Consider the following 18,856-nt stretch of genomic DNA (forward strand, 5'->3'; position numbering starts at 1 on the left):
ATATCCAGACATCAAGCAAGGAAAGCATCATGACTGAGCAAACTCTCTCCAGTGCCGACGCCGTAACCGTGGCCCGCGCTGGCTCGCAAGACTCCTACCGCGGCCCGGCGGAGTGGTTCACCGGCAGCGTGCGCGTCGACCCGCTGTTCGCCGCTCGCCAACCCGCCGCCGGCTCCGGCGCACTGGTAACCTTCGAGCCGGGCGCACGCACCGACTGGCACACCCACCCGCTGGGGCAGACACTGATCGTGACCGCCGGCTGCGGCTGCGTGCAGCAGTGGGGTGGCCGGGTACAGGAAATCCGCCCCGGCGACGTGGTGAGTATTCCCGCTGGAACTAAACACTGGCACGGGGCAGCACCTACTACCGCTATGAGCCACATTGCCATTCAGGAGCAGTTGCAAGGAATTGCCGCGAACTGGCTGGAAAAAGTTAGTGACGAACAATACAGAAGCTAAATTCTAGAAAGTGCAGGGGGCTGAAATGCTCCTCTTTTCAAGAAATTGAAAGTCACAATGGACTGTGAAACGTACCTTACTTGCTAGGTACTTTTATGGCTGCTTCCCCTTCCAAAGTAGCCGCCGTTGACCTCGGATGCGAAAGACTTCCCTGGCCGAACTTCAGACGAATCCTCAGCAAGCAAGGATGGCCGCCATCAGCACTAGGGACTAAATGTGGCCATTTGGGAGGGAGCGGGTCGAGACCTCGAAGTTGGGCTTGTTGGTGGCGAGCGGATCAGGAGCAGATCACCCACTCCAACTCCAAATAGCAGGCGGGGTCCAGGCAAAACAAAGCCCTCCGGCTGGGAGGGCTTTGTTGTGTGGGGCAAGGTGGTGTCAGTGCTGATGCCCGTGCTCGCCATGTACATGCTGGTGGGCAATTTCCTCGGCGGTTGCCTCACGCACGTCCACAACTTTGAGGGCGAAGCGCAGGGTTTTGCCGCATAGTGGGTGGTTGCCGTCCAGCAATACGGTTGGGCCTTTGATCTTGGTGACGAAATAATAGCGCGGGGTGCCATCCGGGCCGGGGCGTTGGATCTGGCCGCCTACCTTGATGCCGGGCGGGAATTCGGCCTTGGGCATGGTGGTGACCAGGGCTTCGTCGCGTTCGCCGAAGGTGTCTTCGGTAGCGAGTTCCAGCGTGGTTTGAAAGCCTGATTCCTGACCTTCAAGTGCGGCTTCCAGTTTGGGGAAGAGGTTGTCGTAATCGCCGTGCAGGTAGGAGACTGGGTTCTTGCCATCGTCGTAAACCAGACCCTGGCTGTCTGTGACTTTCATTCGCAGGGTGACGGCGGTGTTTTGGGTGATTTTCATGGCGGGCAATGGCAAATAAATTGGAGCGGGAAGGTTCGCAGTTCAGCGGGGGAGTGTCAACTGGCGGGCGAGTCACCTCACTCACGTCCGATATGCGCCGCATATGCTTCCGTTGCAGTGTTGGCTGCTGTTGAATATTGGCACTTAACACTGGATTGGGTAATGGTGCGGATGAGCAAGGAAGTGACGGTTTGTCTGGCAGGAGTGGTTCACTGGGATTGCAAGCAGGCGGAATTCCGCCGTACCGTCTCCTCGAGGTTCCCTCGTCATGCCGAACTAGCCGTCAATGACATGCCACGGATGCTTCCGGTTTGAAAAAATGCCCCGCCTGGTGCGGGGCATTTTTTTGCGCATGTTCAGCTCGCTTCCGATGTCATCAACAATCGTGCAGGAGCCAATCCGCCACGGTATCCCCTGACGAGGGGGAGGGAGCCGTGGCTCCGGTCAATTGCTCTCGTCGAGTTCGGGCCAGGCGGCAATGATGCGCTTGGCAAGCTCTTTCAGCTTTTCCGTGTCTTCCCGTCGTGCTGCATGCGGGGCGAGGAATTCCCCGCTGTGCCTCGGAATCACGTGGATGTGAAAGTGCGGCACGGTCTGGCCGGCCGCGCTGCCGTTCGCCTGGGCCAGGATCATGCCGGGAGGGTTCAGGGCCGCCCTGACCGCGATGGCCGCCTTGCGTGCGGTCAGCATGCAGGCCGCCGCCGCATCGTCGGACAGCTCGAAAATCTGCGATGCGGGTTCTTTGGGGATAACGAGGAGATGGCCGTCTGCCTGGGGCATGATGTCCATGAACACGAGCGTCATCTGATCTTCGAAAACTTTGATGCATGGGGCTTGACCACGCAGGATTTGGGCAAAGATGTTGTTGGAGTCGTAAGACATGGCACTTTCCGTTCGATGAACCAAGGCTCATTGTAGTGCAGGCCGGGCGTGGTCGAAGCTCCGGAACGGTTTGCCATCAGTTCCAGGAAGCGGATAGCAAAGTGTGATCTATGCTCACCAGCGCCACCGCTGTTGGCGATGGCGCAGTTCAGGAAACGGATTGCCCCGGATGTTAGTGCCAGCCTTGCCGCCACTGGGTGGCGTCGGTCAGCGTTTTCCAGGGAATGATGCGGCTGCGCCGGCTGTAGACCGCTTCCAGTTCCACTTCGGTAATCGGTGCGTCGGGGTGTTCCGGCTCCAGCACGCGCACCACGATGAAGTGCTTTTCCTGGTCCTGCGGCGCCAGGGCCGTCCACTTGCTCAGCAGCAGCTTGCGCGGGTTGAGGCGTATCGTCATGGCGCGCCTCAGCCGTCGCTGCGGGTCTGGCCGACCCGGATCAGTTTGCCGGTGTCGAAACCCAGTTGCCGCGCCTTTTCAAGCAGGCGGGCGGTGACGTCATCGGGCAGTTGCTTGTCGCGCGCCAGAATCCACAAGTAGGAGCGGTCGTTGCCGGCCACCATGGCCCAGCGGTAGTCCGGGTCCAGCGCCACCACGTGATAGCCGCCGTAGAAGGGGCCGAAGAACGACACCTTCAGCGAGGCGCGGTGCGGGTCGCCGTTGAACAGCGCGCGGCCTTCCGCCTGTTTCCAGCGCCCGGCGGCGGGATCGAAGCCGCGATTGATCACGCTGACGCTGCCGTCCGCCTGCGGCGCGTAGCTGGCGCTGACGTCGCTGAGCCCGCGTTCGAAGCGGTGCTCCAGCCGGGCTATTTCATACCACTTGCCGCTGTAGCGTTGCAGCTCGAAGCCGCTGACCGGCTGGATGCCGGGCGGCGGCAAGGTGGAGCAGGCCGCCAGCAGCAGGCTGCCGCCAAGGAGCATGAGGCGTTGCAGTCGGGAGCGTCGCATGGTGTCTTCCTCTATTGATGACTCACAAGGTTTCGATGCGTTGCAGTATGCGGCGACGGGCCGGCCCACAGTGAGACGCTGCCGATCCCCCTCCGCTGCTGGATGTGATGGCGCAGGCGTCGCGCAAGGTTGGCCGAAGACGGCGCGCGTGTCGTCACGGCGGCGGTAGATCAATGCGGTCATGGGCTTAGCGCCGCTGGCGGCAGCGTTCGGAACAAAACTTCACCTCATCCCAGCAACGCGCCCATTTGCGCCGCCAGCTCATGGGGTGGCCGCAGCCGGCGCACGGCTTGGCGGGAAGGGCGGACTTGTTGCCTTTGAAGGATGGCTTCATGCGCGCCAGCCTTCGTCATGCACCGACAGCAGGCGCCGCAACAGGCGCAAGGGCGGGCCGATCAGCGGCAGCTTGTGCAGCAACTCTTCGGCGGAATCCCAGTAGTCCCGGTGCGCTACCACTTTGCCGCGAGAGTCGAAGCGTAGATGGCTGCCGCCATGCAAGAGATAGGCCTTGCCGCGGCGGCGGAAGCGGAAGTCCCAGGTCAGGAAAGCCTGGCTGCCGTCCAGCAATTGCTCGCGGAGGATGAACACCGGCTGTTCCAGCACGTTGAACATATGCCGGAAGACATCGTGTATGCCGTCGCGGCTCTGCACCGTGTTGAACGGGTCCTTGAAGCAGGCCGACGCGGCGTAAAAACGGTCGATGTCATCCAGCGTGACCGGGCTCAGATGGGCATACCAGTCGGCCAATTCGGCCAGCCGCGCTCTCAGGTTCGGGCCAGGTGGCGCAGCAGCGGCAATCTCAGGCGATAGGGCAGCATGGCGATCAGCTTGATCCATAGCGTAAACCTGCGAGGAAAGTGGATTTCGAAATGGCCGCGCTCCAGTCCGCGCACTATGCATCGCGCGGCGTCGTCGGCACTCATGATGGCAGGCATCGGGAAGTCGTTCATGGCGGTGAGCCGGGTGGTCACGAAGCCGGGGTTGATCAGGTAGACAGGGATGCCGTGGCAGCGCAGTTCGGCGTGTAGCAATTCCGCCAGGTTGATCAGCGCGGCCTTGCTCGGGCCGTAGACGCTGGCGCCGGGCAGACCGACATAGCCCGCCACGCTGGCCACCAGCGCGATGCCGCCGGACTGGCGCGCCATCAGCGCGGGCAGGATGGTTTCCAGCCCGAAGTACACGCCCGCCAGGTTGGTGTCGAGGGTCTGCCGAACGCGCTCGTGCAGCAGCTCCCAGCAGCGTTCCGGCCGGTAGTCGGCGGCGCAGAACACCACCAGGTCCGGCAAGTGCTGCTGGTCCTGCCATCGCGACCAGCCCTCGCGCCAGGATTGCGGGTCCGTGACATCCAGCGGCAGCACCGTGGCGCGCGGGTGGGCATGGGCCACCTGCATCAGCTGGGCCTGGCGGCGGGCGGACAAGACCACTTCCGCGCCCTTGTCCAGCAGCAGGCGGGACAGCGCCGCGCCGATGCCGCTGGAGGCGCCGACGATCCACACCCGTTGATGGCGCCAGTCACGGATCGGGGGATTGATGGGCGCGAGCGGCATGGCTCACTCCTTGCGGAAGAACAGGCTGACCTCGCCAAGCCCAAAGCCGAACTTGCTCATGCGGGCGCTGTTGAGCATGGCGTGATCGTCCAGCAGGAACATCCAGTCGTCGAAATGCACGGTCCACTCGCGGCCATCCACCGGCAGCCGCAAGTTGTAGCGCCAGTGCAGGGCGTTGCCGGCGACTTCGCCCTCGGCCTCGCCGACCACATCCGCCGCGGTGCCACGCCATTTGCCGTCGCCTTTCGGCTCCAGCCGCCAGTTGCGTTGTTGTCTTGTGCCGTCGGCGTACAGGAAACGCTCTTCAAGGATCAGGACGTCGCCTTCGCGACGGCCGGCGATATCCACCGTGAAGCGCTTGATCAGCTGGCCCTTGCGGTCGCGGAACATGCCCCAGGCCCGGGTGTGGCCGCCAAAGAACTGGTACAGGTCGAGGCGTGGCGTGTTGTCGCGGTACGCCTGCACGCTGGGGGTGCCGCAGCCGGTCAGCAAGGCCAGCGCCGCCAGCATCAGACGCGGTAATCGACGGCTCATGGCTGGGCCTCCTTCAGCACGAACTGCGAGACGCCGATGCGGCCTTCGTCGAAGCCGGCTTCGCAGTAGCACAGGTAGAGCCGCCACAGTCGGATGAAGGCTTCATCGAACCCCAAGCGGCGCACCGGCTCGAGCGCGCCTTCGAACGCTTGCCGCCAGCGGCGCAGGGTTTCCGCGTAGTCGGGGCCGAAATCCAGCCGGTCATGGGTGGCCAGGCCCGCTTTGCGCGCCTGTGCCTCAAAGACGGTGCAACTGGGCAACATGCCGCCGGGGAAGATGAATTCCTGGATGAAATCGCTGCCGCTGCGGTAACGCTGGAAACGGTTTTCGGCAATGGTGATGCTCTGGATCAGCGCCTTGGCGCCGGGCTTCAGGAGGCTGCGCACTTTGCGGAAGTAGTCCAGCCAGTAGGCTTCGCCCACCGCCTCGAACATTTCGATCGATACGATGGCGTCGTAGCGGCCGTCCAGGTCGCGATAGTCGCGCCACTCGAGGTCGGTCAAGGCATTGCCCGCCAGCCGCCGTTGGGCGAAATCCAGTTGCGCGTTGGAAATGGTCACGCCATGCACCGCGATGCCCTGGCGCGCGGCGTGTTCGGCGAAGCCGCCCCAGCCGCAGCCGATTTCCAGCACCCGCATGCCGGGGCGCAGGCCCAGCACGTCGCAGATGCGCTGGTACTTGGCGGCCTGCGCCAGCGAGAGCGGCTGCTCGTAGTGGCCGTCGAACCAGGCGCTGGAGTAGGTCCAGCTCGGGTCGAGCCAGAGCTGGTAGAAAGGGTTGCCCAGATCGTAGTGGGCGTGGACGTTACGCCGGCTGCCCGCGCGGCTGTTGCGGCGCAGGCGGTGCTTGAGCCAGTACCAGGCCCGCGCCGGCAGGCTGCCGGACGTGGCGGGCCCCAGCGCCGCCTCGTTGCGCAGGGCGAGGCGCAACAGGGCGGTGAGGTTGGGCGAGTCGAGCAGGCCGTCGCGGTAGGCTTCGGCAAAGCCGATGTCGCCCGCCAGCAGCAGCGTGCGGCAGGCCGACCAGTCCCGCACGGTCAGCTCCGCTTCCGGCATTTCGCCGGGGTTGCCGAACCACAGCGCCGATCCGTCCGGCGTGATGAGGCGCAGGCAGCCGTGTTCCAGCCGTTTCAAGCGGGAAAGAAAGATTCTGGCGATAACGGGCAGCGGGGAGCAGGGGGCGCCAAGGGCGCGGGATAGGCTCATGGTTGACACTCCTCTCCGTGAGTCAGGCGGGTGGCGGGGGGCCGGGGTTTGCCGAAGAAAGGCACTTTCTTCCGCCACAGGTGCCATGCCTGCCAGTGAATGCGGCTGATGATGGCGAAGGTCAGTAGCGGTTGCCGCAGCAGGGCGGCCAGGGCGGTCGTTGGCGTCAGCGGCGTCATGCGGCCGGAAATGCTGGTGTTCAGCAGAAGGCCTTGCGTGTCGTGGTAGTCGATGCGCATCAGCATGCGGTCGGCCTTTTCGGCAAGCCGGAAACGGTAGTGGCCTTCCACCTGGCAGAAGGGCGATACATGCAGCTGCTTGCGGCAGGTGAGCGTCGAGCCCGCCGTGATCGGCTCACCCGCCTTGTTGGCCAGCAGGTAGGCGTGATGCTCGCCGAAGGTGTTGTTGACGTCTGCGAGCACGGCCACCAGCTGGCCGGCCGCATCGTGGCAGTACCAGAAACTCACCGGGTTGAAGGCGTAGCCGAACAGCCGGGGAAAGGTCTGCAGCCAGACCTCGCCGTCGTGCGGCAAGCCCGCTTCGGCCAACTGTTGGCGGATCCAGGGCAGAAGGGGCGAGCCGTCGCGCGGGCCGTAATCCTTGGTGCGCACCGACATCGGCCGCCGCCGGTCCACCCCGAACCAGGCGTTGCCAAGACGATCGAGAGCCGACAGGCGCAGGCGCACGGCGAACACCGGGTAGAGGAAGCGATGGCGGGCGGGGCGCAAGCGCTGGTGCATCACCACGCCCTTGATCAGGTAGGCGTCGCTCATTCGGCCAACCTCGCCCAGGCCGGCAGCGCGACGAAATCGCGCGCGACGCGCAATGCCGATTTCAAGCCGTCTTCGTGGAAACCGTAGCCCGTCCAGGCGCCGGCGAACCAGCTGCGCCGGCTTCCCTGCAGCGCCGGGAGGCGGGTCTGCGCCTCGATGGCGGCCTTGTCGAACAGGGGGTGTTCGTAGACGAAGCGGGCGTATTCCAGCGCGCGTTCCGGGTCGCGTACCGGATTGAGCGTGACGATGACCGGCGATGCGACCGGCAATGGCTGCAAGGTGTTGAGCAGATAGCTGACGCAGACGGCGCGCGGCCCGGATTGCCCGCTGTCGGCCAGAAAATTCCAGGCCGACCACACCTTGCGCCGTCTCGGCAGCAGGGCGGCATCGCCGTGCAAGACAGCGGTATTGGTCTGGTAGCGGACCGCCCCCAGCACGCGGCGCTCCTCCGCGCTGGCGTCCGCCAGCATCGCCAGCGTCTGTGGCGCGTGGGTGGCGAAAATCACGCTGTCGAAGCGTTCGTCGCCGAAACGGCTGCTGAGGGTGACGCCGTGGTTGTCGCGCCGCACCGCTTCAACTGGCGTGCACAGACGCAGATCGGTGATCCGCTCCAGCAGCTTGTGCACGTACTGGCGCGCGCCACCGGGCACGGTGAACCAGCGCGGACGCTGGCGGATTTGCAGCAGTCCGTGGTTCATGCAGAAGCGCAGGAAGGTGGCGGCGGGGAAATCAAGTATCTCGTTGCTGGGGCTGGACCAGATGGCGGCGGCCATCGGCACCAGGTAGTGGTCGCGGAAGCGAGCGCCGAAGCCTTCCAGCCGTAACAATTCGCCCAGCGTGAGCCGCTGACGCTCGGCCGTTTCCAAGAGGCGCGGCGCCGCGCCGTTGAACCGCAGGATGTCGTACAACATGCCATGAAAAGCCGGGGACAGCAGTTTGCCGCGCTGGGCGAAAACCGTATCCAGATTGCTGCCGGCCCATTCGTCGCGGCCATGGTCCAGCGAGACGCTGAAAGACATCTCGGTGCTGCAAGAGGGCACGCCAAGCTCGGCGAGCAGGGCGATCAGATTGGGGTAGGTGCGCTCGTTGAAAACCAGAAAGCCGGTATCCACAGCGAACTCATGCCCGTCGAGCTTGAGGTCGACCGTATTGGTATGGCCGCCGGGGTAGTCCGCCGCCTCGAACAGCGTGACATCATGCTTGGCCGCCAGCAGCCAGGCGCTGGCCAGGCCGGCAATGCCGGCGCCGATGACTGCGACGCGCTGACGTTCGACAGGATCTGCTTTCACCTTCACTCCCGTAGTGGATTCGTGTGCTGCGGAAACTGCTTGGCACGGTGTGGCGTGGTGCTTATAGTCAGGATATAACCGCTTTGGAAAAAAAGCTACTAATTAGTAAAAGGTCGTACTCATGAGTATTTTAAGCAAGCTCAGCTTCAAGGATCAGGCGTTCAAACTGCGCGAACAGGCCGTGCTCGACGCCACCACCAAGCTGTTGGCCAGCAAGGGTTTCGACCTGATGACCATGGACGACGTGGCTGGCGAGGCCGGCATCTCCAAGCCCAGCCTGTACAAGCATTTCAAATCGAAAGAAGACCTCGCCACCGAGGTGATGATTCGCCTGCTTGATGGCGCGCTGGAGTATCTGGACGGTCTGGACGCCGGCATGAGCGGCAAGGAAAGGCTGGGCAGCCTGCTGGAGTGGGCGCTACGCGTCAGGCTGCAAGGCGGGCTGCCGTTTCTGCCGTCCAGCAGCCCGCAGGTGAGGGCGATGCTGACCCGCAACATCCGCTACGTGACGCGCGTCTACCAATTGCACAAGCAATTGCAGGGCATGGTGGACAAGGCAAAAGCGGCGGGTGAGATTCGCGACGATCTACCGACCGACGCCATCCTCTACGCCTACTACTCGCGCACTTGCGACCCCGCCGTCGACTACATGAAGGACTACGGGCATTACAGCGACGACGACATCGTGGCGCACATGCGTTCCATGATTTTTACCGGGATTGCCAAAGACTAGGCCTGGCAAGCCGGGAGAAGGGCGGCCTTGAGGCCGCCTGATGGCCGCGCCGTCGACTCATCGCGGCAAAACCGCCTCCGCGTCGTACAGGCTGTTCTCCAGCAGAGGCTTGCACAACAGATAGCCCTGCATCAGCGCGGAAATCAAAATCCAACGCATCGCCATCGCGGCAGATGGCACATGTGGGAGCATCACTCAAATGCCGTGCATGTTGCCCCTTGCGGATCGGATTCATGTGTGATGTCACCCCGAGAAAATGGTTTTGTGTGTCTTCATTACCCGTGCATCATACGTTGCGCCGGAAGCAGGGCAGGCAGGGGGGCGCACTGTTCAGCCCAGGCTGGTACTGGCGCGCAGCAGCCGATCACGAACATGCAGCCATTGCGGCGTGTCGGGGGGCATCTCGATCAGGATGCTCTCGCTGCCGCTCGATTCCGCCTGATGCAGCACGGCGTAGATCTGGCTGGCGTAGGCGGCCGGATCGGCTGGCAGCAGATAGCTGCGGTGCGTGCTCATCGGCAACTCGCGGAACCCGATGAAGGCGCATTTCCCGCTCGGCACGCCCTGCGACAGATGGGCGCGCTCGTCATGCTCGAAGCGGTGGCACGGCAGCCGCGGCGCGTAGTGGGAGTCCAGCGCGCCCGGCACTCTGGGGGCCGGCGCAGCAGGCCGTTCCACCAGCGGCAGGTAGGCAGCCAGTTGGCTGGCGCCGATGCAGCCGGGTCGTAGGATTCTCGCCTCCGGCCCGGACAGGTCCAGGATGGTCGATTCCACGCCGACGCGGCAATCGCCGCCATCCAGCACGGCGTCGATACGGCCCTCCATGTGCTTGAGCACGTGCGCGGCGCTGGTGGGGCTGATGTGGCCGAAGGGGTTGGCCGAAGGCGCGACGACCGCGCTCCCCAGCTGGTCGAGCACCGCCTGGAACAGCGGGTGCGCCGACCAGCGCACCGCGACGGTGTCCTGACCGCCGGTAATCAGCGGGGAGACGGCTGGCGCCGCGGGCAGCACCAGGGTGAGCGGACCGGGCCAGAAGGCTTCGGCCAGACGGAAAGCCACCGGCGGTATCCGGCATGCCCAGCGCGTCAGATGGGAGAGGTCGGGCAGGTGAACGATGAGCGGATGATCGGCCGGCCGGCCTTTCGCGCGGAAGACCTTGGCGATGGCCTGCGGGTCTTCCGCGCAGGCGGCCAGACCGTACACGGTCTCGGTCGGCAGGGCGACCAGGCCGCCCTCTCGGAGCAGGCGGGCGGCGCGGTCGATATTTTCGGGGTGGGCGTTCAGGTAGTCCATGCTTGGGTTCTCAAGGGTTGCGGACAGCGCAGCAGGCCGGCGGCTTCACAGCTCGGCGGCATGCCAGTCGCCCTCGCGCCATTGTTCCAGTTGGTCTTCGGCGATGCGGTACAGGTGCAACCAGCGGTTGGCGACGAGTCTTGCCACGTCCGGCTGGCGCGCCAGGGCCTGTTCGATCAAAACGGCGGGCGCGTCGATGCAGGCCGCCAGGCGCAAGGGTTCATGCCGCCAGCGGCTGCCGTCATGCACGGACTGCCAGGAAAGACCGATGCGCAAGTCGCCGCTATTGCCTTCAAACACGCCGATACGGCCGCCCACCACGTTGTGCAACAGCTTGTTGCCGCTGCCGAAGCGCGTGGGATCGACTACGGAAGCGAAGTACTGCATGTTGATCCAGTGCGCCACCACCAGCGGCCCCGCCAGGATGCCGGTGAGCCGGCTGGCGTCCGCATCCTGCCGCCAGTCGTATTCCTGCAGGAAGGCGCGCCCGCCCAGGTCCAGTTGCGCGGTGCGTGCGCGCGGAGCGGCGATAAAGAACGCATTGTTGGTCAGGCCCCATTCGGGCCGGGTTTCCGCCCAGTGGTGCCCCTTTTGCCGCAGCAGCGCCAGCAGCTCGGCGTCGTCGAGGTTGTCCGGCACGCCATCGATGCCGGCCCGGCGGGCGCGGGCGCGGCGTTCCACTTGGTCGAGCACGGGCCGCAGCGCTTCGGCGCGCTGGCGCAAGGCCGGGTCTGGCGAACTGGCCGGCAGGAGGTGCAGCTCATCGCTATGGGTCAGGTGCAGCACCGGCAGGAACACGGTGTCGGACGGAATCGCCAGCCCGGCGGCGGCGAGGCCCTCACGTACCGCCGGACGGTGCAGCCAGTCGCTCAGCAACAGCACGTGCAGGTGTCCGCCATGTCCGCCGCAGGCGCCGCACTGCAGCGCCGAGGCTTGCGGGTTGTTGCTGCTGTGGCTGGCATGCCCGATCAACAGCACGGTGCGGGGAAACTCGGCGCCGAGCCCCATGGCCGGCAGCAGCGTGGTCAGCACCGAGACGATGGTCCCGGTGTCGAGCTGGCGGCCAGCCGACACCATGGCCTCGTCCTCGCCGTTCAGCCAGGGATCGACTTCGGCCAACGTGGCGCGCGTCTTGCGCGGAAACGCCTTGCGCAGCAGCTTGCCGGCCTTGGTCAGGCCGGCGCTTTCCACCAGCGTGAAGGAAGACAGCGGGGCGCGCTGGAAATGACCCCACTCTTCGAGTCCCTTCTCCACCGGCGGCGCCAGCGCTTCCCAGCTTGGCGCCAGCAGGCCGGGCAGGCGCGGCTGGGTCCGGGTTTCTCCGGCGAAGCGGATCGCCAGCGGCAGCCCGAAAAAGCCGGCGAAACCGGCGCTGCTGGCCTCGGGTATCACCTGTTCCAGCGCCCGGCGCATCGGTTCGGAACGCACATCGATACAGAACACCGCATGCAGTTCGCGACCGATGCGCACAGGCTGAGCGTCCTGACGCGGCAGGGCGGCCAGCAGTGGCGCATGAGTGGCCAGCTCGGCGGCGCGTTGCCAGATCAGTTCGCGGTTGCCGGCCGGCGTTGTCGGCGCTGTCTCGGACCAGGCGGCTTGCCAGCGGTGCCAGCGGCTGCCGCTCTCGCGCTCGCCGTCATCGAGCAAGCACTCCCAGGCCAGTTGCATGGCCAGCAGCTCTTGCAGCAGCGAACAGCGCTTGCCCGCCAGTTCGGCCTGCCACAGCTGGTAGCGGCACCATGCCGCCCAGCCGCTGTTGCGCAGCAACAGGGCATAAAACCAGTCGTCGAGCCAACGGTTGGCGGGCTGCAGTTGTGCCAGCGCGTGTTGAAAGAGCTGGTCATGGTCCTCCGGCAAGCCTGCGATCGCCCCTTGCAGCCGTTGCTTAAGCCTGGCGTCGGGAGTGGGGACCGGCTGGATCGCCATTTCCTCCAGCCACGACTGGTACAGGTTGCGCTGGCGGTCTGGCTGCCAGTCGGCCTGGTCGTGGTCGAACCAGGCCGCGCAACACTGGCTGATCTGTTGCGTGACGACCTGACGCCACGCCTGCACCCCAGCGTGGCCGGCCGGGTCGGGCCGCAAATCGCTCAGCAGCAGCGCCGCGCTTTCCTGGCTCGGCTTGTTTGCCGAGGCGAGCAGCCACTGTTCCGGCGACAGGGTTTCGCCGTACTCCCGCATGGCGGCGGCCAGGTGGCGGGGGCTGATCAGGCCGCTGTCGTATTGCCGGCGGTAATGCGCCTCGTCGAGATGCAGGCCGCTGCCCGCCAGCCGATGCAGATAGCCGTGCGCCTGGGCAAACGGCTTGTCGCGCAAGCCCCAGTAGGGAGAGCTGGCCAGCAGGCTGTCCAGCGGCCAGCTTGGCGCGATGCGATTGGCCGCCGCGTTTGCCGCCGTCTGCCAGTCAAGGTCGGGCTTTGTCATGAGCGGGGGCCTCCCTGAGCGCCGGAAAGGGTTGGGTTGCCCGGCATCGCCAGGCTGGAGTGCACCGTGGCGCGCACCCACCATTCGTCCAGATACAAACCGCCGAATGCCAGCGCGTAGAGCCGTTGGCTGAGGCGGTGGCCGGGATGACGCACCAGCCAGCCTTGCAGCAGGTAGAGCGCGGCAAAGAACAGCGCAACCAGCACCTGGCAGGACAGCGGCGCCCCGGCATGGTCGGTCTGCAGGCGGGCAAACAGGCTGTGCAGCAGCAGGTAGGCCTGGCACAGCGCCAAGGCCAGCACGTAGCCGCGCAGCCGCTGGCACAGCGGGGCCAGCCCCAGGCCGATCACCACGACCAGCAGCAGTGGCGGTTGCACGGGGTGGGCAAGGGCATATGACCAGGCCTGCAGGCTCGCTAGCAGTAGCGCGATGCCGGCGATGCCGCTGGCAAGGTGTCGCCATGCGCCGCTGGCCTGCGCCGAGGCAGATTGACGGATGGTGGTGCGCACCTGGCTGCCGGAGCTGAGGAAGGCGTGCGCCTTGTAAATGGAGTGCGCCACCAGGTGGAGTAGGGCCAGCGAATACTGCCCGAGGCCGCATTCCATCAACATGAAGCCCATCTGCGCGCAGGTAGACCAGGCCAGGCGCAGCTTGATGCTGATGCGGGTTTGCATCACCCAGCAGGCCAGGCCGGCGGTGACCCCGCCCCACAGCGTCAGTAGCCAGGCCGTGGCGGGCGCCACGCTCCACAGCGGCGCCAGCTTGATCAGCACCATGCCGCCCAGATTGACCACGCCGGCATGCAACAGCGCCGACACCGGCGTGGGGGCCTCCATGACCTGGGTCAGCCAGCCATGGAAAGGCAGTTGAGCGGTTTTCAGCAACACGCAGCACACCACCAGTACGGCGCCCAGTACCCGCGCAGCTTGCCGTAGCGGCTCGGCCAGCGGCTGCGCCGCATCCGCGAAATGCAGCGAGCCGACCGCCCAGGCGATCAACAGCGCGCCCAGCACCAAGCACAGTTCAGCCAGCCGGCTGGCCACCGCCTCGCGCCGGGCGGCAATGCCGGCCTGGGGGCGGGACGGATAGAAAGTGAGCAGGCTGTGCAGCGCCCGGCTGGTCAGCAGCCAGCCACCCAGCAGGGTTGGCCAGTCGCGGCTGGCCACCACCAGCGTGGAACCGACAAGCAGCCAGCCAATCGCTTTCAGGTAGCGGGCCTGGCCCTGTTCGCCGCTCAGATAGCGGACGGAGAACCGCAGGATCACCCAGGCCAGCAACTGGATCAGAAGCTGGAACAGCAAGGCGGGCTGGATCCCCTTGGCCGCCATCAGCAGCGCGGCGGCCAGGGCGCCGGCCGCCGCGCTGGCCTGGGCGAGCCACCAATGACGAGGCAGCGCTGGCGTACCGATGGCCGGCAGCAGCCACAGCAGGGCAATCAGCGCATGTTCGGACAGCAACAACATAAGGACACCATGCCGGAATTGAGACAGCGGCACTATGCCCGGCAAATCATGTTCGGTAAAATACATTAATAAGTACAAATCGATCTATTTTATCGAATGATAAGCCGACTCAACTATCACCACCTCTATTACTTCTGGCGCGTGGCGGCCGAGGGCCACCTCACCAGAACAGCCGAACGCCTGCACATTTCGCAGTCCGCGCTGTCGGCGCAAATACGCCAGCTGGAAGAGCAGCTCGGCACGCCGCTGTTCTTGCGTGAAGGCAAGAAGCTGCTGCTGACGGAAATGGGTTCTTCCGTGTTGCGCTACGCGGAAGCGATTTTTGCGCTGGGCAACGAGTTGCTGTCCGCGACGACCAGCCAGGATGCGGGACAGGGTGGGCAGCTGCGCATCGGCAGCGTTTCCACCCTGTCGCGTAATTTCCTGGAAAACTTTCTGAACCCGGTGTTGAGCAAACAGGCCGTCAAGCTGAACCTGGAGGCGGGCGGGCTGGAAGAGCTGCTCAACCGGCTGAGCGCCTACGAGCTGGACGTGGTGCTGAGCAACCGTCCGGTCATCGCCGACGACAAGCACCCCTGGCGCTGCCGCACCCTGGCGCGGCAGGAGGTCTGCCTGATCGGGCCGCCGGGACTCATCGGCGAAGGGTTCGACCTGGGCAAGGTCCTGACCCGCCACCAATTGGTCGTGCCGAGTGCGAAAAGCGAAATTCGGGTTCGTTTCGACCTGCTGTGCGAACAATTGGGCATCGAGCCGCGGATTCGCGCCGAAGTCGATGACATGGCGGCCTTGCGCTTGCTGGCGCGGGACTCGGGTGCGGTGGCACTGATTCCCGCCATCGTGGTCAAGGACGAGTTGAATAAGGGCCTGCTGGAGAAATATGGTTCAGTACATGGCGTGGAGGAAACGTTCTATGCCATCACGGTGAGGCGTCGGTTTGAAACCCCGCACTTGAAAGACCTGTTTCAGCAGTTCTCGATGCCCGGCTAGATACTGGACGCGGCCGAGTCGACGCCTCCCGCGACGGCAGGCTGTCCGTCATGTTTCACCCCTGGGATCGTTCCCCCTGGCGTCGAGCAGTAACGCCGCAAGAATGCCGATGGGCAGCAGCAAGGCCCAAAACGACAGATTGACGTAGCCGAAGGCACCGCCGATGGCACCGACGGCGAAGGCAAGAATGGGCCACAGGAACCTGACGATGCGCTCCCTGACGGCCGGGTCGGGAGTGGGGCAGGTCAGATCCAGCAGGTCGATCACCAGCTGGGTGACATTGCCGGTCATCACCGTGGTGGGGGTGAGCTTGCTCAGCGCCAGCCGGCTGGCGGCATTTTGCACCCCCATGCCGGCGGCGCCGAACATGCCGGCGACGAGCGCCGCCGTGGAGCGGCTGTCGCTAAGCGGCAAGGCGTAGAGGCCTGCCAGCATGAAGCCGGCCAACAGCATCAACTGCATGCCATAGAGCCACGGCAACGGGGATGTGCCCCGTGGCTCTTGCTGGCGCACGATCGCTCGCGTCAACGCGATCCCGGTTACGAAGGCGGGGAAGGCGAGAAACTTGATCAACACGCCGTGGCTCGGCCCGGCCAGCTCGCTGCCGATCAGCACGAAGTTGCCGGTGACGTGTGCGGTGAACAGGCCGAACAGCGCGACGAAGCCGAGCGTGTCCACATAACCGGCGGTAAAGCCGAGCGCCACGCTGGTCCAGGAGATGCGCGGCGCGGCGCCGTTGCTAGCGGTGCGGATGGCCATCGATCGAATACTCCCCCGGGCCGGCCAGCGCGATCGTGCCGAACACGATGACCAGCAGCCAGGCAAACTGGCCGGTGGCCACATCCCAATCCGGATGCACCAAGGCCATGGAAACGAACAGCAGGAACAGGATGGGCAGGGTGGCCAGACGCGTCAGCCAACCGGCGGCGATCAGCAGCGGGCACACGATTTCGGCAAACAGTGCCAGCACCAGCGTCACGCCGCGCCCCAGCTGCAGGGGGTCGTCGATGTGCTGCAGTTCGGCGCTGAAGTGGATCAGCTTGGGCACGCCGTGCACGTAGAGCAGCAAGCCGCTGCCCGTCAGGCGCAGGAACAGCAGGCCGGCGTCCGGCCGCGGCCGGCGCGTCAAGTCAACCGGTTTGGCGGGATGGGGCCCGCCGCTGTTCTGGCGGCTGCTCATGCGAAGCTTCCCGCTATCACGTAGCCGGCCGTCATGGCGACCACCAGCAGGGCGCCGATGGGGGACGGCGGTGCGGGGGAGGGAATATCCAGCCAGCGGCACAGGCCGCCGACCGTGATGCCGAGGGCGGAACCGATCAACAGCGCTGTCATGCTTCGTTCCTTTTACCCAAGTCATGCCCGCCGCAGTGTTTCTTTTCTTGCGCGGGGCGTGAGGCAAGGTAGCGGTCGACCAACCAGTACCCGGTGCTCATCATGAAAACCAGCAGGGCACCGGACAGGACCGGCGGCGACGCCGCCGGGATGCCGGTCAGCCGGCAGCCGAATCCGATCAGGAACGACAACGCCAGGCCGAGCAGGATTTTCCAATAGTTCATGGTGATGCTCCTTCCTGCCTCAGAAGGCAAAGCAACTGCAACCGAACGCTCCCCAGAATCCGGCGAAGTCGGACACCGGCACGTTTGACTTGCGAGCCCTGTCGTGCGCATGGCCATGCACGCCGCAAGCGCCGCGGCACTGGTGCGGCAGCGGATTGCGCTGCTGTGTCGGCGCGGCACGGTAATGGCCCGGCACGGTCCTGACCGGAGACCAGTCCGGCAGGACCGGCAACGCGGACGGGGCCAGCGGGGTGAATTCATCGGCGCCGTAGACGATGTTGCCGCCCACGATGGTCAAGACCGATTCGATCGCCTTGATGGCTTCCGGCGTTACGCTGAAGTAATCGGCCGACAGCACGGCCAGGTCGGCCAGCTGCCCGGCCTTGATCCGCCCTTTCTTGCCTTGCTCGCTGGAGAACCAGGCGCTGCCCGCCGTCCACAGTTCCAACGCCGTTTCGCGCGACAGCCGGTTCTGCTCGTCATACAGCGGCAGCCCGCCCACCGTGCAGCCGGAAACCAGCCAGTAGAGCGCCGTCCACGGGTTGTGGCTGGCCACGCGCGTGGCATCGGTACCGGCGCCGACTGGCACGCCCATGTCGAGCATGCGGGCGACCGGCGGGGTGTGCACGGCCGCTTCCGCGCCATAGCGCTCGACGAAATATTCGCCCTGGAACGCCATGCGGTGCTGGATGGCGATGCCGCCGCCCAGGGCGCGCACGCGTTCGATATTGCGCGGCGAGATGGTCTCGGCGTGGTCGAACAACCAGTGCAGCCCGGCAAAGGGAATGTCACGATTCACCTTCTCGAACACGTCCAGCATGCGTCCGATGGATTCGTCGTAGGTGGCGTGCAGGCGGAACGGCCAGCGCTTGGCCACCAGGTGGCGCACGACCTTTTCCAGCTCGTCTTCCATCTGCGGCGCAAGGTCCGGGCGCGGTTCGAGGAAGTCCTCGAAATCGGCGGCGGAAAACACCAACATCTCACCGGCGCCGTTGTGGCGGAAGAAGTCGTCACCCTGGCCGGGGCTGACCATGGCGGTCCATTGCTGGAAGTCCTCCAGTTCCTGCCCCTTGCGCTGGGTAAACAGGTTGTAGGCGATGCGGAGGGTTAACTGCTTGTTCTTCGCCAGCTCGGCGATGACATCGTAGTCTTCCGGGTAGTTCTGGAAGCCGCCGCCGGCATCGATGGCGCTGGTGAGCCCGAGGCGGTTCAGCTCGCGCATGAACTGGCGTGTCGAGTTCACCTGATATTCCAGCGGCAGCTTCGGCCCCTTGGCCAGGGTGGCGTACAGGATCATCGCGTTGGGGCGGGCGATCAGCATGCCGGTGGGGTTGCCGGCCGCGTCGCGCTGGATCTCGCCACCGGGCGGGTTGGGGGTGTCCTTGGTGTAACCCACGGCGCGCAGGGCGGCGCGGTTGAGCAGGGCGCGATCGTACAGGTGCAGGACGAAGACCGGCGTGTCGGGTGCCGCCGCGTTGATCTCATCCAGCGTGGGCATACGCCGTTCGGCGAACTGGAATTCGGTCCAGCCCCCTACCACGCGCACCCACTGCGGGTTGGGGGTGCGGTCGGCCTGTTCCTTCAGCATGCGCAAGGCGTCGGCCAGCGACGGTACGCCCTCCCAGCGCAGCTCCAGGTTGTAGTTGAGCCCACCACGGATCAGGTGCAGGTGGGAGTCGTTCAGGCCCGGGATCACTGTCCGGCCACCCAGGTCCACCATGCGGGTGGTGCCCGAACGGTGCCGCATCACCTCGTCGGCTTCGCCGACTGCAAGGAACGTGTCGCCTTTTATGGCCACCGCCGTGGCCTCGGGGTGTTCCCGATCCACCGTGTGAATCCGGCCGTTGAACAGAATCAGATCTGCGCTCATGGGAGCTTCTCCTGAAGGGGCTGGGCGTCGGGGCCGGCCCAG

The 18,856-nt window shown here is 65.2% G+C and carries 22 protein-coding genes; 3 read left to right on the forward strand and 19 right to left on the reverse strand.

Going from position 1 to position 18,856, the window contains the following annotated elements; translation table 11 throughout:
- The first annotated feature begins 29 nt into the window (after window positions 1-29).
- Window positions 30-458, forward strand: a complete 429-nt coding sequence (locus tag ABKF58_RS13830; protein ID WP_482581318.1) for a (R)-mandelonitrile lyase — start codon at window positions 30-32, stop codon at window positions 456-458.
- Between the two features lie 378 nt (window positions 459-836).
- Here ABKF58_RS13830 and ABKF58_RS13835 read toward each other — a convergent pair whose 3' ends face one another.
- The 11 genes from ABKF58_RS13835 to ABKF58_RS13885 all read right to left on the reverse strand — a co-directional run bounded on the left by ABKF58_RS13835 (window position 837) and on the right by ABKF58_RS13885 (window position 8,491).
- Window positions 837-1,313 carry an FKBP-type peptidyl-prolyl cis-trans isomerase gene (locus ABKF58_RS13835; RefSeq protein WP_008952893.1) on the reverse strand — a complete coding sequence of 159 codons (477 nt, stop codon included), beginning with the start codon at window positions 1,311-1,313 and terminating at the stop codon, window positions 837-839.
- A gap of 444 nt (window positions 1,314-1,757) precedes the next feature.
- A complete protein-coding gene (locus tag ABKF58_RS13840) occupies window positions 1,758-2,195 on the reverse strand; it encodes an HIT family protein (protein ID WP_008952892.1) in 438 nt (145 codons plus the stop codon).
- A 172-nt stretch (window positions 2,196-2,367) separates the two neighbouring features.
- Entirely contained in the window at window positions 2,368-2,592 is a 225-nt protein-coding gene (locus ABKF58_RS13845) for a TIGR02450 family Trp-rich protein (RefSeq protein ID WP_482581321.1), read from the reverse strand.
- Window positions 2,593-2,600: 8 nt separating this feature from the next.
- Window positions 2,601-3,143, reverse strand: a complete 543-nt coding sequence (locus ABKF58_RS13850; RefSeq protein WP_014087486.1) for a lipocalin family protein — start codon at window positions 3,141-3,143, stop codon at window positions 2,601-2,603.
- 187 nt (window positions 3,144-3,330) lie between these two features.
- Entirely contained in the window at window positions 3,331-3,477 is a 147-nt protein-coding gene (locus tag ABKF58_RS13855) for a DUF2256 domain-containing protein (protein ID WP_482581323.1), read from the reverse strand.
- Window positions 3,474-3,980 carry a nuclear transport factor 2 family protein gene (locus tag ABKF58_RS13860; protein ID WP_482581324.1) on the reverse strand — a complete coding sequence of 169 codons (507 nt, stop codon included), beginning with the start codon at window positions 3,978-3,980 and terminating at the stop codon, window positions 3,474-3,476. Before ABKF58_RS13860 ends, ABKF58_RS13855 begins: the two co-directional genes overlap by 4 nt.
- On the reverse strand, window positions 3,908-4,690 hold the full coding sequence (locus tag ABKF58_RS13865; RefSeq protein WP_482581325.1) for an SDR family NAD(P)-dependent oxidoreductase: 783 nt from the start codon (window positions 4,688-4,690) through the stop codon (window positions 3,908-3,910). The genes ABKF58_RS13860 and ABKF58_RS13865 overlap by 73 nt, the downstream gene beginning before the upstream one ends.
- Window positions 4,691-4,693: 3 nt before the next feature.
- Complete coding sequence (locus ABKF58_RS13870) at window positions 4,694-5,224, reverse strand: DUF3833 domain-containing protein (protein ID WP_482581327.1); 531 nt, start codon at window positions 5,222-5,224, stop codon at window positions 4,694-4,696.
- Window positions 5,221-6,429: a class I SAM-dependent methyltransferase gene (locus ABKF58_RS13875; RefSeq protein ID WP_482581329.1), complete on the reverse strand. Its 1,209-nt coding sequence runs from the start codon at window positions 6,427-6,429 to the stop codon at window positions 5,221-5,223. The genes ABKF58_RS13870 and ABKF58_RS13875 overlap by 4 nt, the downstream gene beginning before the upstream one ends.
- Window positions 6,426-7,202 (reverse strand): DUF1365 domain-containing protein, encoded by a 777-nt coding sequence (locus tag ABKF58_RS13880; RefSeq protein WP_482581331.1) that lies wholly within the window; start codon window positions 7,200-7,202, stop codon window positions 6,426-6,428. The genes ABKF58_RS13875 and ABKF58_RS13880 overlap by 4 nt, the downstream gene beginning before the upstream one ends.
- Window positions 7,199-8,491, reverse strand: a complete 1,293-nt coding sequence (locus ABKF58_RS13885; RefSeq protein ID WP_482581333.1) for an NAD(P)/FAD-dependent oxidoreductase — start codon at window positions 8,489-8,491, stop codon at window positions 7,199-7,201. Before ABKF58_RS13885 ends, ABKF58_RS13880 begins: the two co-directional genes overlap by 4 nt.
- A 121-nt stretch (window positions 8,492-8,612) precedes the next feature.
- Here ABKF58_RS13885 and ABKF58_RS13890 point away from each other — a divergent pair, with 121 nt between their 5' ends.
- Window positions 8,613-9,224: a TetR/AcrR family transcriptional regulator gene (locus tag ABKF58_RS13890; RefSeq protein ID WP_482581335.1), complete on the forward strand. Its 612-nt coding sequence runs from the start codon at window positions 8,613-8,615 to the stop codon at window positions 9,222-9,224.
- A 330-nt stretch (window positions 9,225-9,554) separates the two neighbouring features.
- Here the strand turns inward: ABKF58_RS13890 and ABKF58_RS13895 are convergent, their stop codons facing one another.
- From ABKF58_RS13895 to ABKF58_RS13905, 3 genes are read right to left on the reverse strand one after another with little or no spacing between them, the layout of a single operon-like run.
- Window positions 9,555-10,517 (reverse strand): L-threonylcarbamoyladenylate synthase, encoded by a 963-nt coding sequence (locus tag ABKF58_RS13895; RefSeq protein ID WP_482581337.1) that lies wholly within the window; start codon window positions 10,515-10,517, stop codon window positions 9,555-9,557.
- Window positions 10,518-10,562: 45 nt separating this feature from the next.
- Complete coding sequence (locus tag ABKF58_RS13900; protein WP_482581339.1) at window positions 10,563-12,938, reverse strand: YbcC family protein; 2,376 nt, start codon at window positions 12,936-12,938, stop codon at window positions 10,563-10,565.
- Window positions 12,935-14,401: an NADH-quinone oxidoreductase subunit L gene (locus ABKF58_RS13905; protein ID WP_482581341.1), complete on the reverse strand. Its 1,467-nt coding sequence runs from the start codon at window positions 14,399-14,401 to the stop codon at window positions 12,935-12,937. Before ABKF58_RS13905 ends, ABKF58_RS13900 begins: the two co-directional genes overlap by 4 nt.
- A gap of 141 nt (window positions 14,402-14,542) precedes the next feature.
- Here ABKF58_RS13905 and ABKF58_RS13910 point away from each other — a divergent pair, with 141 nt between their 5' ends.
- Complete coding sequence (locus ABKF58_RS13910; RefSeq protein WP_482581342.1) at window positions 14,543-15,388, forward strand: LysR family transcriptional regulator; 846 nt, start codon at window positions 14,543-14,545, stop codon at window positions 15,386-15,388.
- A 48-nt stretch (window positions 15,389-15,436) separates the two neighbouring features.
- Here the strand turns inward: ABKF58_RS13910 and ABKF58_RS13915 are convergent, their stop codons facing one another.
- From ABKF58_RS13915 to ABKF58_RS13935, 5 genes are read right to left on the reverse strand one after another with little or no spacing between them, the layout of a single operon-like run.
- On the reverse strand, window positions 15,437-16,147 hold the full coding sequence (locus tag ABKF58_RS13915) for a YoaK family protein (RefSeq protein ID WP_482581344.1): 711 nt from the start codon (window positions 16,145-16,147) through the stop codon (window positions 15,437-15,439).
- Window positions 16,128-16,568 (reverse strand): DoxX family protein, encoded by a 441-nt coding sequence (locus ABKF58_RS13920; protein ID WP_482581345.1) that lies wholly within the window; start codon window positions 16,566-16,568, stop codon window positions 16,128-16,130. Before ABKF58_RS13920 ends, ABKF58_RS13915 begins: the two co-directional genes overlap by 20 nt.
- Window positions 16,565-16,720, reverse strand: a complete 156-nt coding sequence (locus tag ABKF58_RS13925; RefSeq protein ID WP_482581347.1) for a XapX domain-containing protein — start codon at window positions 16,718-16,720, stop codon at window positions 16,565-16,567. The genes ABKF58_RS13920 and ABKF58_RS13925 overlap by 4 nt, the downstream gene beginning before the upstream one ends.
- Window positions 16,717-16,944, reverse strand: a complete 228-nt coding sequence (locus ABKF58_RS13930; protein ID WP_008952874.1) for a XapX domain-containing protein — start codon at window positions 16,942-16,944, stop codon at window positions 16,717-16,719. Before ABKF58_RS13930 ends, ABKF58_RS13925 begins: the two co-directional genes overlap by 4 nt.
- A 19-nt stretch (window positions 16,945-16,963) precedes the next feature.
- Window positions 16,964-18,814, reverse strand: coding sequence for an amidohydrolase (locus ABKF58_RS13935; protein ID WP_482581349.1), 1,851 nt, complete (start codon window positions 18,812-18,814; stop codon window positions 16,964-16,966).
- Window positions 18,815-18,856: the final 42 nt, after the last annotated feature.

The organism is Pseudogulbenkiania sp. AW2-16, assembly GCF_056824575.1.

Bases quoted from the DNA above. Each gene is read 5' to 3' on its own strand.
- ABKF58_RS13855 (WP_482581323.1), bottom strand. From the start codon at position 3,477: ATGAAGCCATCCTTCAAAGGCAACAAGTCCGCCCTTCCCGCCAAGCCG.
- ABKF58_RS13830 (WP_482581318.1), top strand. From the start codon at position 30: ATGACTGAGCAAACTCTCTCCAGTGCCGACGCCGTAACCGTGGCCCGC.
- ABKF58_RS13845 (WP_482581321.1), bottom strand. From the start codon at position 2,592: ATGACGATACGCCTCAACCCGCGCAAGCTGCTGCTGAGCAAGTGGACG.
- ABKF58_RS13925 (WP_482581347.1), bottom strand. From the start codon at position 16,720: ATGACAGCGCTGTTGATCGGTTCCGCCCTCGGCATCACGGTCGGCGGC.
- ABKF58_RS13865 (WP_482581325.1), bottom strand. From the start codon at position 4,690: ATGCCGCTCGCGCCCATCAATCCCCCGATCCGTGACTGGCGCCATCAA.
- ABKF58_RS13880 (WP_482581331.1), bottom strand. From the start codon at position 7,202: ATGAGCGACGCCTACCTGATCAAGGGCGTGGTGATGCACCAGCGCTTG.
- ABKF58_RS13835 (WP_008952893.1), bottom strand. From the start codon at position 1,313: ATGAAAATCACCCAAAACACCGCCGTCACCCTGCGAATGAAAGTCACA.
- ABKF58_RS13840 (WP_008952892.1), bottom strand. From the start codon at position 2,195: ATGTCTTACGACTCCAACAACATCTTTGCCCAAATCCTGCGTGGTCAA.
- ABKF58_RS13850 (WP_014087486.1), bottom strand. From the start codon at position 3,143: ATGCGACGCTCCCGACTGCAACGCCTCATGCTCCTTGGCGGCAGCCTG.
- ABKF58_RS13905 (WP_482581341.1), bottom strand. From the start codon at position 14,401: ATGTTGTTGCTGTCCGAACATGCGCTGATTGCCCTGCTGTGGCTGCTG.
- ABKF58_RS13930 (WP_008952874.1), bottom strand. From the start codon at position 16,944: ATGAACTATTGGAAAATCCTGCTCGGCCTGGCGTTGTCGTTCCTGATC.
- ABKF58_RS13915 (WP_482581344.1), bottom strand. From the start codon at position 16,147: ATGGCCATCCGCACCGCTAGCAACGGCGCCGCGCCGCGCATCTCCTGG.
- ABKF58_RS13890 (WP_482581335.1), top strand. From the start codon at position 8,613: ATGAGTATTTTAAGCAAGCTCAGCTTCAAGGATCAGGCGTTCAAACTG.
- ABKF58_RS13875 (WP_482581329.1), bottom strand. From the start codon at position 6,429: ATGAGCCTATCCCGCGCCCTTGGCGCCCCCTGCTCCCCGCTGCCCGTT.
- ABKF58_RS13895 (WP_482581337.1), bottom strand. From the start codon at position 10,517: ATGGACTACCTGAACGCCCACCCCGAAAATATCGACCGCGCCGCCCGC.
- ABKF58_RS13860 (WP_482581324.1), bottom strand. From the start codon at position 3,980: ATGGATCAAGCTGATCGCCATGCTGCCCTATCGCCTGAGATTGCCGCT.
- ABKF58_RS13900 (WP_482581339.1), bottom strand. From the start codon at position 12,938: ATGACAAAGCCCGACCTTGACTGGCAGACGGCGGCAAACGCGGCGGCC.
- ABKF58_RS13870 (WP_482581327.1), bottom strand. From the start codon at position 5,224: ATGAGCCGTCGATTACCGCGTCTGATGCTGGCGGCGCTGGCCTTGCTG.
- ABKF58_RS13935 (WP_482581349.1), bottom strand. From the start codon at position 18,814: ATGAGCGCAGATCTGATTCTGTTCAACGGCCGGATTCACACGGTGGAT.
- ABKF58_RS13920 (WP_482581345.1), bottom strand. From the start codon at position 16,568: ATGAGCAGCCGCCAGAACAGCGGCGGGCCCCATCCCGCCAAACCGGTT.